8 protein-coding genes are annotated in these 10,187 nt (G+C 57.2%); all 8 read left to right on the top strand.

Annotated features, from left to right (window positions below):
- Nucleotides 1–2 precede the first annotated feature (2 nt).
- The 8 genes from ACXADJ_RS13770 (at nt 3) to ACXADJ_RS13735 (ending at nt 9,991) form a co-directional block, all read left to right on the top strand.
- The gene (locus tag ACXADJ_RS13770; protein ID WP_475066867.1) at nt 3–1,712 is read left to right on the top strand and encodes a TolC family protein; all 1,710 of its coding nucleotides are present in this window, start codon (nt 3–5) and stop codon (nt 1,710–1,712) included.
- Nucleotides 1,712–2,551 carry an efflux RND transporter periplasmic adaptor subunit gene (locus tag ACXADJ_RS13765; RefSeq protein ID WP_475066865.1) on the top strand — a complete coding sequence of 280 codons (840 nt, stop codon included), beginning with the start codon at nt 1,712–1,714 and terminating at the stop codon, nt 2,549–2,551. Before ACXADJ_RS13770 ends, ACXADJ_RS13765 begins: the two co-directional genes overlap by 1 nt.
- Before the next feature lie 3 nt (nt 2,552–2,554).
- Entirely contained in the window at nt 2,555–3,958 is a 1,404-nt protein-coding gene (locus ACXADJ_RS13760) for an efflux RND transporter periplasmic adaptor subunit (protein ID WP_475066863.1), read from the top strand.
- A 3-nt stretch (nt 3,959–3,961) separates the two neighbouring features.
- Nucleotides 3,962–6,088: a site-2 protease family protein gene (locus ACXADJ_RS13755; protein WP_475066861.1), complete on the top strand. Its 2,127-nt coding sequence runs from the start codon at nt 3,962–3,964 to the stop codon at nt 6,086–6,088.
- Nucleotides 6,089–6,092: 4 nt separating this feature from the next.
- On the top strand, nt 6,093–7,133 hold the full coding sequence (locus tag ACXADJ_RS13750; protein ID WP_475066859.1) for a tripartite tricarboxylate transporter substrate-binding protein: 1,041 nt from the start codon (nt 6,093–6,095) through the stop codon (nt 7,131–7,133).
- Nucleotides 7,134–7,446: 313 nt separating this feature from the next.
- Nucleotides 7,447–7,728 (top strand): hypothetical protein, encoded by a 282-nt coding sequence (locus tag ACXADJ_RS13745; protein ID WP_475066857.1) that lies wholly within the window; start codon nt 7,447–7,449, stop codon nt 7,726–7,728.
- Complete coding sequence (locus ACXADJ_RS13740; protein WP_475066855.1) at nt 7,725–9,665, top strand: PepSY-associated TM helix domain-containing protein; 1,941 nt, start codon at nt 7,725–7,727, stop codon at nt 9,663–9,665. Before ACXADJ_RS13745 ends, ACXADJ_RS13740 begins: the two co-directional genes overlap by 4 nt.
- On the top strand, nt 9,662–9,991 hold the full coding sequence (locus ACXADJ_RS13735; protein WP_475066853.1) for a DUF3325 domain-containing protein: 330 nt from the start codon (nt 9,662–9,664) through the stop codon (nt 9,989–9,991). The genes ACXADJ_RS13740 and ACXADJ_RS13735 overlap by 4 nt, the downstream gene beginning before the upstream one ends.
- The last annotated feature ends 196 nt before the right edge of the window (nt 9,992–10,187 follow it).

The following is a 10,187-nucleotide window of genomic DNA, read 5'->3' as shown; positions in this document are numbered from 1 at the left end:
AAATGCCTGAGATCGACTACGGTCAGCAGGCATTGGAAGCCTACGACCGGGTTGATGCAATCATTGCCAAACAGGAACCGGTCGAAGGCGCCATTGGCTTGTACGAAGCCATGGCGCGGGCGCTTAAATACAACCTCGATGAAAAGATCGAAGAAGCATCCATGCTGTATCGAACCGAGCAAATGGAGTCGGTACGGCTTGGCATGCTGCCAATTATTCAGGGTAATGCCCAGTGGGGTGGCCGTAGCAACAAGGCGGCGTCCAGCTCGGAATCCCTGCGCACCGGTACGGAATCGCTCGAACCCTCGTTTTCCAGCCCACAGCAAGGCTACACTGCCGATCTGACGGCCAGCTGGAGTTTGCTGGATTTTGGCTTTGCCTACATTCAATCCCAGCAAGCAGAAGACGAACTCACCATTGCCCGTCAGCAGCGCCGCAAGGTGATTAACCGCATTTTGGAAGATGTCCGTACGTCATACTGGCGTGCGGTCTCGGCCGAGCGTACCCAACAACGTTTACTGGAACTGGAAGCCGATGCCATTCAGGCTCTGGGTAAAGCCCAGGAGCTGGAACAGCGCGGACGGGTGTCACCGCTGGTGGTGCTGGCGTATCAACGTGAATTGCTGCAAATCCAGGCCAACGTACAAAAATTGCAACGGGAACTGCTGCTGTCCAAGCGTCAGCTGGCGGCTCTGATGAACCTGTCTCCCAACGAACGCTTTTCACTGGAATTGCCAAGCCGCAGCGAAGTGGCCCCCGACCTACCCGGTTCTGCCACCCAAATGGTGCTGATTGGCCTCAGATACCGCTCAGAGCTGGCCGAATCCTTCCTGCGCCGTCGAATCAACGAAAAAGAACAGCAGCTGGCCTTGGTGAAAGCCTTGCCCAGCTTCACCTCTGTATTCGGCCTGAACTACGACAGCAACCCGTTCCTGTACAACAACCAGTGGCAAAGCTACAGCGCGCGTGTGTCCTGGGATCTGATGTCGCTGTTCCGCTACCCATCGGAACGCGATGCAGCCAAGGGCGAGGGCAATTTGCTGCTGGCCCGTGAGAACTCATTGGTAATGGCCATCATGACCCAGATTCATGTGGCGCGGGCCCGGTTCATTCGCATGAGTCACGAGCTGCGCACCATTCGCCTGAAGCACGAAGTGCAGTCGCGCATCCTGCAATTGAGCCAATCCCAGGCCAATGTCGGTTTTCTGGGACAACAGGATCTGGTGAAGGAATACATGACCAGCATCCTGACCGAAGTGGAATACGACGCCGCCTTCGCCGACCTGCAAAACGCCTACGCCAACCTCTATGCCTCCATGGGCCTGGATAATTTTGCCTTTGACCCAAACAGCGGTGAAAGCGTCGCTGATCTGGCTGCGCGGCTGGAAGACCACTGGACCGAGCAGGCCATCACCCTGCCTGAGCCTCCCAAACGCATCCCGCAGCTGGATGAACAGGTAGAAGCGGAAAAAAGCGCCTCCCTGAGCGCCGTCGGCGGGCAGGGCAACCTCAGCGATGCGGAATTCCAGAAGCGGTTACGGGCTTTCCTGGGCGAAAACGCCGAACAACCGGATTCAGTTACTGACCCGGATGCCAATAGAGAAGATGAGACCGGCGATGACGCGGCTCGTGATGAATCGCTCAAGCAAGGTAACGGCAGTGACGTGTCATTTGATCGCCGTCGACTGCAATTCCTGAATGGAGACAACTGATGAAACACGTGTTAGTGCTACTGATGTTGCTGATGCCGATGGCTGTGCAGGCCGATCGGGTACTGCAAGATGGTGGTCTGGTAGAGCCATTGCGGCCCTATCTGTACGACTTCGAACAGCAACGAAATCCATTTGTGGGCAACGTCACTCGGGGCGTGCTGCGCTCCACCCGTTCGTCGACCCTGTCGGCGCAAATCAACAGCCAGGTGCTGAATGTGCCGTACCGAGAAGGCAAACCCTTCGCCAAAGGCGACTTACTGGTGGTGTTTGACTGCGCCTTGCCGGAAGCCCGCCTGAAGGCGGCAACCGAAGCCGCCGAAGTGCTGCGCAACCGCATGCTGATCTCGCAGGAACTGGCCAATTTCCAGTCGATTGGCTCATACGAGTTGCTGGAAGCGGAGTCTGCCTACCGTCAGGGAGTCGCCGAACAGGAAGCGCTGCAAATCCAGGCCAATCACTGTGAAGTGAAAGCGCCATTCTCCGGGCGGGTGCAAAAATGGCTGATTACTCCCTATGAACTGGCGGCTCCAAACCAGCCATTGATTGAAATCGTTGATACTCGCCGGATGGAAATTGAACTCATCATCGACTCGGTACGACTGCCCGATGTGCTGAAGTCGCCTGAGTTTGAGTTCACCGTCGATGAAACCGGTACGGTGCTTAAAGGCAAGGTGGTGCGCAGCCTGCCGGAAGTCGATCCCATCAGTAAAACCGTCAAGGTCATTGGCCGTATTCAGGGAGCATTTGCCAGCACGGAATTGCCGGGCATGAGCGGTACGGCAACCTTCGACTTACAGGAAACCGCTGCTTTAAGGCAACCACCAGCGGCGGAGAAGTGAGGCATGGGAAACATGAATACAGGTGCTAACAATAACAGCGCTCGCTCAGGCCCTTCTGTGCCCAATCAGGCCGCTAATCAGGCCGCGATGTCCGCGATGAAACTGCTGGCTTTTGAAGCCGATGTACGCCAGCAAGATACACGTGACGATCTGTTGGGGCATTTATTGAACCAGTCGCGCTCGGTGCTGGACTGCAATCAGGTGATGCTGCTGCGGCCGTCCGGTCGCGGCTGGCATGTGGAACGCGTCTCGGATGTGCGTAGCGTAGACTCCAGTTCAGAGTTGATCAGCACAGTAGAACATCTGGTGAAAGAGAGCTGGGACCTCCGGGGAACCGATGAAACCCGGCTTGAATTTACCCTCGAAGGTGACCAGAAGGGCGTCTCTGAATATCCCTTTCCCTATGGCTGCCTGACCTGTCTGGGCGACGCCGAGAACCCCAACACCATGCTGGTGCTGTTTATGCGGGAAACCCCATTCAATGAGCAGCAGAAAGCCCTTATCGAACGACTGTCTGACGTCTACGGACACGCGCTGGCGGCGGTGTCCGGCCGTCGTCATTTTGGCAGTGGTAGCAGTTCGCGCCGTTGGTGGCGACGTGGTTTGCTGCTGTTTGCCATCGCGGTTGCCTGCATCCCGGTGCATCTGTCAGTGCTGGCTCCGGTCACCGTGTTACCCGCCGATGGCTGGCAGTTGAAGTCGCCGCTCAATGGGGTTATCCGCCGTATGAACGTCGCCCCCAACGAGACGGTAAAGGCCGGTGACCTGTTGCTGGAATTTGAAGACCTGGAGCTGCGCAGTAGCGCCAGTCTGGCGCGGCAGGAGCGGGCCATTGCCAAGGCCCGGGCCGAGCAAGTGAACGTTGAGGCGTTCTCCAGTCAGGACGCTGCTTACCTGTTGCCGATTCGACAGGCCGAGTACCTGCTGGCGGAAGAAAAGGCGCGATATACCGAAGCCAAGTTCAAACAAGCCCGCATCTACGCGCCGATGGACGGCATGGTGATGTACTCCTCTCGTCGGGATTGGGAAGGCAAAAGCGTGATGGTTGGGGAAGAAATCCTGCAGGTTGCCACCGGCAAAAAGATTCGCTTCGCCATTGACCTGCCAACGTCGTCTGCGGTGCAGGTCAGTACCGGACAGTCGGTGCGGGTGTTGTTGAACGACAGCCTCAATGGCGGCTTACCCGCCAAGCTGACAGTCATCAGCTACAGCCCGGTGGTGTCGGACGCTGGCGGTATGGTGTATCGGCTGATGGCTGAACTGGATCAATCGCGTTTGCAGGCCGACGCTCCCTTGCCGCGACTGGGTAGTCAGGGAACCGCGCATTTAACCGGCGAGCGGGTACCTCTGATTTATCAGTTAGTGCGGCACCCTCTGCAACTGCTGCGTCAGCAGATCGGGTGGTGAGCCATGGCAACCAGCTTCAGCCTGACCGAAGGCTTGCAGGGGGCTACCCGGCAAGCCGCGTCGCAACAGGACCCGCGTGACTTTGAACCCTTGCCGCCACTGCGCCAGGAGCTACGTCTGGAAGCTGCTCCGGCCGCTCGTGACGGCAATCGACGCTGGCACTTGTTCGATCCACTGAATAATCGCTTTTTCATCGTCTCTGAACTCGATGTGCAGTTATTGCGTTATTTCGGCGATATGACCCGTGATTCCGTCATTCGGGCGCTGGAAAACGAGGGCTACGACGATGCCCGCAACCGCTTGCAAAGCCTGGAAGAGTTCCTGGTCGATAACGGCTTGCTGGTGGATCACCGCCCCGCGGAGCCAACACCGGTGTCCCCTGCGGTGTACATCCCGCTGTGGAACCCGAAACCGTTTTTGGCGCCGTTTGCCAGCTGGCACAAGCGCCAGTGGCGAGTGTACATGCTGGGTTGGAAGATTCTCACACTGGTCGCACTGCTGTTGATTTCTGAACAGTGGCAGGAGTTTCTCGACACCTTCTCCTACTTTTTCAATTGGTTGGGCCTGCTGGCGTATTTGTTGGCTCTGGTTGTGCTGAAGCTGGTGCACGAAATGGGTCATGCGCTGGCCGCCATGCGCAGCGGGGCTCCGCCCGGCAAGATCGGGGTGGCGTTTATCTTCGGCTTCCCGATGGCCTACACCGAGCTGGATGGTGTGGCCCGAATTCGCAGCCGCCGCAAGCGCATGATGGTGGCCGCCGGTGGCGTGTACGCCGAAACCATGGTGGCAGGCATGGCCTTGCTGGCCTGGGCTGTGCTGCCGGACGGCGTGATGCGCAGTCTGGCGTTTGTGTTGGCCACCACCAGTTTGGCGACTTCTTTACTGATCAATATGAACCCCTTGTCGCGTTTTGACGGCTACTACTTTTTGGCCGATTGGTGGGGCAAGGAAAACCTGCAAACCCGCTCTCTGGAACTGTTGCGCTGGCGCGTCGCCAGTCTGTTTTTGGGCCACAAGGCCATGGCCAGTGTGCCCGAGGCCGCTGACGATCCGGACAAGCGCTGGATGTTGCTGTACGGCTGTGGTGTTTGGCTTTACCTGATGCTGGTGATGTCGAGTCTGGGGTACCTGATTTATGAATTTATTGCGGTTTGGTTGGGCCTGTTGGCCTGGGGAGCGATTGCTGTGAAATTTTTGATCATGCCGCTGGCTCGTCTTACAGGGGCCGGTTGGCAGCAGCGCCGAGCCATGTTGATTCGCCGCAAAGTGATACTGCTTGGGCTGTTTGGGGCCTTTCTGGTGGGCATTTTTATGCCGCTGGACGATCGGCTGGTGGCGCCGGCCGTTGCACGCTACGAGTTGCAGCAGCGTTTTCTGGTGCCCCACGACAGTCGGATTACGTCGTTGCGGGTCGCCAATGGCGAGTGGGTAGAAGCCGGTCAGCTGTTGCTGACGCTGGAGTCGCCGGAGCTTGAGCACCAGCTCAGAACTGCTCGGCTGGACGGCGAGTTGATTCGTCGGCGCATGCACCGGGCCTCTGCAACTGATCTGGACCGGGTCGAGTGGCAGGTACTGAACGAGCAAATCCAGCAGGCCAGTGTCGAGATTGAGGCCATCCAGAACCAGATGCGGGCCTTGCGGGTGGTTGCCACGGCGGCGGGACGGGTTGAAAACCTGCCATTGCAACTGAAGCCGGGCGACTGGCTGGCAAAAGACAGCGAACTACTGGAAATCAAGAACCCGGCGGTGGTGGAAGTGCTGGCCTATGTGCCGGAAAACTACATGAGTCGGCTGCGCGACGGCGTCGAAGGGCTGTTTATTGCCAACGACCCTGAGCTGCCGCCGCTGGCAGCCAGTCTGCAGCAGGTGGATGCCTCTGCGGTGGAATCCCTTGCGGAGCTGCAACTCAGCTCCAATTTTGGTGGCCCGGTTGCGGCCTACCAAAACGCCGACGGTGCCCAGGTACCGGTGCAGGCGTTACACATTGGCCGCTTGACGGCGGCCGGCAGTGACTGGCCAGCGGATTTGTCGCTGACCGGAAAAATAAACATTCAGGTAGATGCGGTATCTGTGTGGCAGCGAGTGGCCCGCCACGTGTGGAGCATCCTGCTGACGGATCTGGAGGGATAATCCTATGACGATCAGTCGTCGACGTTTGCTCAAACAGGGGCTGGGTGGTCTGGCAGCAGCCAGTCTGCCGCTTTGGAGTTATGCCGAGGAGGGCAGTCAGGTACTGCAGCCTGGCTGGGAGCGCAAGTTTGGTGTGGCACCCAGCGGCAAACCTTCTGGCCGCATTTTGACCGGCTTTGGCGAAGAAAGTCTGGCATCGCGGCTGGCTCATGCGGGGGCTGAGCAGATGCAGAAGTTTTATACTCCGATCGAATATCAGCACGTCAGCATGCCGGGGGATAACACCATTCGGGCGACGCTCAATGCCAAATACGCACCAGCGGACGGCACCACCATACTGGAGGCTCACTCCCCAACTTTTAGTTCATTTCCGGCGCTGTATCGCGAGTTGCCTTACGTGCAAGCCGACTTTAAACCGTTGGCGATCATGGCTGAATATACACTGTTTTTCACCGTAGGCCCGGTGGTGGACGACTCGGTTGAAACCATTGATGATTTCATCAATTGGGTGAGAGACAACCCGGAATACGCCTCTATGGGTTTCACCCAGTACGGTTCTCCCGGACACTTTGCCCAGTTGATTTTTGCCCGCGCCAAACAACCGGCCATTCGGCCACAGCCGTACCGTGAAACCGCCATGATGATCGACGACATGCTTGACGGGGTATTGGCTGCCGGCATGGTGATTGGTGGTAGTCGTCTGGATTTGTATGAAAACGATACCTTGCGGGTATTGGCGACGACTTCTCGGGTCCGCTACGGTGATTGGGATCATGTTCCGACATGCCGTGAGCAAGGCATCGATGACATGGACGTTGGTGGTTGGTACGGCTGGTTTGTACACCAACAGCTCCCCGACGCGATTTACAGCGAGCTGAAAACCGCAGTGGAATTCGCGGTGTCTGCGCGCGACTATTCAAAGCTGCTCGGCGAGAATGCCCTGCAACCCTCATACGACACCGACCTTGAGCTCTTCTTCCGGCTGGAAGAAGAGGCCGAAAAATATCGGGCACTGGCTCAGTCTTTCCGGCTGGGTAAGGTGTAGAAGTCCGCACTTCCACCGTGCTATGCCGCGCTGCGGCATAGCGCATTGCTTGATTTTTCACGCGGATTCTTCGCATTTTAATCTTCTCTTTAACTCTTTCTTTACCTGTGTCTTGCCATTCTTGACCGTACCAAGCTGGGTCTGGGGGCCCGCTTTGTTATTCAAGCGTCAGGATCAATCAGGAAACCCTGTGTTTCTATGGATAAAAACGCCTGACATTCACTGAATGTGAATTGTTCTTACTTGTATTGTGTTTTATTTTTGCGCGCTTTCCGGCCGCTGCCGGACGTGTTGAACAGGAAAGGGGATGGTTATGACCTTGGCAATGGACAAGGTGCTGTTAAGCGGACGGGTACTGGCGGCCGCGGTAGGGGGCTATGCCCTGTCGGTGGTGATTTGCTTGCTGTTGGGTCAAGCCATGGAGCTGACCGACCGCGAAGCACAGACCTTTAACAGCATGGTATTTTTTCTGGTGTATCTGGTGCTGGTGATTGTGATGTTTTCCATTGCTTCCCATAAAAAAGCCATTCTCGGAATGATCATCGCTAATGGCGTGGTTTGGGAAATCTGGTACGCGCTGGGAGGTTCGCTATGAAAGGTGGCCTGCGCAAATCCATGACCTGGCTCCACACCTGGAGCAGTCTGATTGTTATCTGGTTGCTGTTTGCCATCTTCCTGACCGGCACCACGGCGTTTTTCAAAGATGAAATCACCCACTGGATGACACCGGAAGAACACGCCTCGGTACCGTCCGAGCACACGCTGGATGTGGCGGTCGAACGGCTGCAAAGCGTGGCACCTTTTGCCCAAAACTGGAGCATCAACCTGCCGGACGATCGTAGCCGCACCCTGGGCCTGAGCTGGCTGGGCGAAGGCGAAGAACAGCAGCGTCGTCGTGGGCCGCGTGAGGAGCTGGACGCCGGTACAGGTCAGCCTATTGAAGGCCGGGAAACCGCTGGCGGCGACTTTCTCTACCGCTTCCACTTTGAACTGTGGGGCATGCCACGCGATGTCGCACGCTGGATTGTCGGTAGCGCCAGTATGCTGATGTTTATCGCCATCATCAGCGGCATCATTATGCATCGTAAGATTTTTGCTGATTTCTTCACTTTCCGTCCAGGCAAGAAAACCGCTTCCTGGGTCGACGCGCACGTGGTGGGCAGTGTTCTGGCGCTGCCATTCCACATCATGATTACCTTCTCTGGACTGATCCTGCTGGCGGGCACTTTACTGTTCTGGCAGGGCGGCGGTCACGGTGGTGGTGGCGGCGGTGGACAAGGCGGTCAAGGAGGCCAGGGCCGTGCACCGATGGAACAACCGGGTGGCGAGCGTGGTGCTGAACGTGGTGCTGAACGTGGTGCTGAACGTGGTGCTGAACGTGGTGCGATGGCCATGCGCGAAAACGCAGAGAACGCTCAAAACCCCGAAGGACGTGGCAAGCAAGGTGGCCATCAAGGTGGCCATGCCGATATGGCAGCACTCAACGAAGTGGCCAGCACGGGTCGTCAGGGTCGCCAACCAATGGCTGACGGTGTCGGCGAACGTGGTCAGCAACGCGTTGGCCGAGGTGAAGCCGCTGCTAACGGTGTTTCCGCTGACGGTACTCGCGCAGGACGTGGTGCCCGTGTAGAAGGTGAAGGCCCTCGTGGAGAGCGCGGCCAGCGTCGTCAGGCGGTTCAGCGTGAAGCGGTTGAACTCAACCTGCGAGCCATGCTGGCGGTTGCTGAACAACGTTGGCAACAACCAAGCTACAACATTTCCATCAGCAAGCCGATGACCGAGGCCGCTCAGGTTACCTTGCAGCCAGCCCATCGTACCAAGCTGAACAATGGTAAATGGGGTGTGCCATCGATGACCTTTGATGCCAGCGGCAACGTGGTTGAAGAAACCGCGACTCCGGAAGCGGACTCGGTGCTGGGTGCCTTGCGCGGCATGTTCAAGATTCTGCACGAAGCCAAGTTTGCCGACATTTTTGTACGCTGGATGTTCTTTTTCTCGGGCGTGCTGGGCACTGTGATGGTGGGTAGTGGTGCGCTGTTGTGGAGCATCAAACGTGAGCGTCAGCAAGCCGGGAACAAGGGCTTTGAGCTGGTCAGTGCCCTGAACCTGGCGGGTGTTGCCGGTTTGTTTGTAGCGCTGGCAACTTACTTCTGGGCCAACCGCTTGCTACCGGTCGAAATGGCCGAGCGCCGCGATGCCGAAATCTACTGCTTCTTTGCGGCCTGGGGCCTGTGCTTGCTGCACGCTGCGGTCCTGCGTCAGAAGCAGGGCTGGTTGATCCAGTTGTCGATTGCCGCAGCCATGTTCCTGTTGCTGCCAGTGCTCGACTTTATGACCTCGCCGGTAGGCCTGATTGGAGCCGTTGGCGGTGGTGACTGGATGCGCCTGAGCTTTGACCTTGTGGCCTGGTTTACGGCGGCGGGCCTGACCACGGCGGTGCTGCACCAACGCAAAAAAGCCAAACAGCCACAACGTGGCAAGCGCAAGGACAGCAAACCTGCGAAACCACAACTGAAGGAGGGCCAGGCATGATTGTGCTGACGATTTTGGTGCTGGTGCTGGGTTTTGTGCACTTCGCGGTATCGACCCGTTCGTTCTACAAAGTGGTGTTTGGCAAAGGCTTCCCGAGCAAGGCAGCTCGTAATTGGCTGCATTTGGTGGGGTACGGTTATCTGGCACTGGGGCTGTGGCTTTGCTATCAGTTCCGCCAGGACCATGTGGCGATTCTGATCTGGGTTGGCTTGCTGCATCTGGCGGCTGTTCTGGTCGCCATGATGCTGACTTACGCTCCGGTCCTGTTCAAACAGAGCTGGCGCTTTGGCTGCCTCGGGCGTTTGGGGCAGAAGTGGTTGGCGTAACGCAATAGCGATGAACTCGTACCTAAATAAAACCGGCAAATTTGCCGGTTTTTTTATGTCCGGAATTTAGAGCGTTTATAAGTGATTGTTCTTCTTCTGGTTGTCGGTCTGGATTAAATAAGCAGGGGGCGCGGGTGGTTGTTGTGTTTTATATGTATCCCGGTGTCATTAAATGTCGAATTTCCAAGAGTCAGGT

The organism is Oceanobacter sp. ABM4_470 (assembly GCF_056158645.1).
Note: the sequence above shows the minus strand (reverse complement) of the source record. Positions and strands in the feature narration are given on the sequence as shown.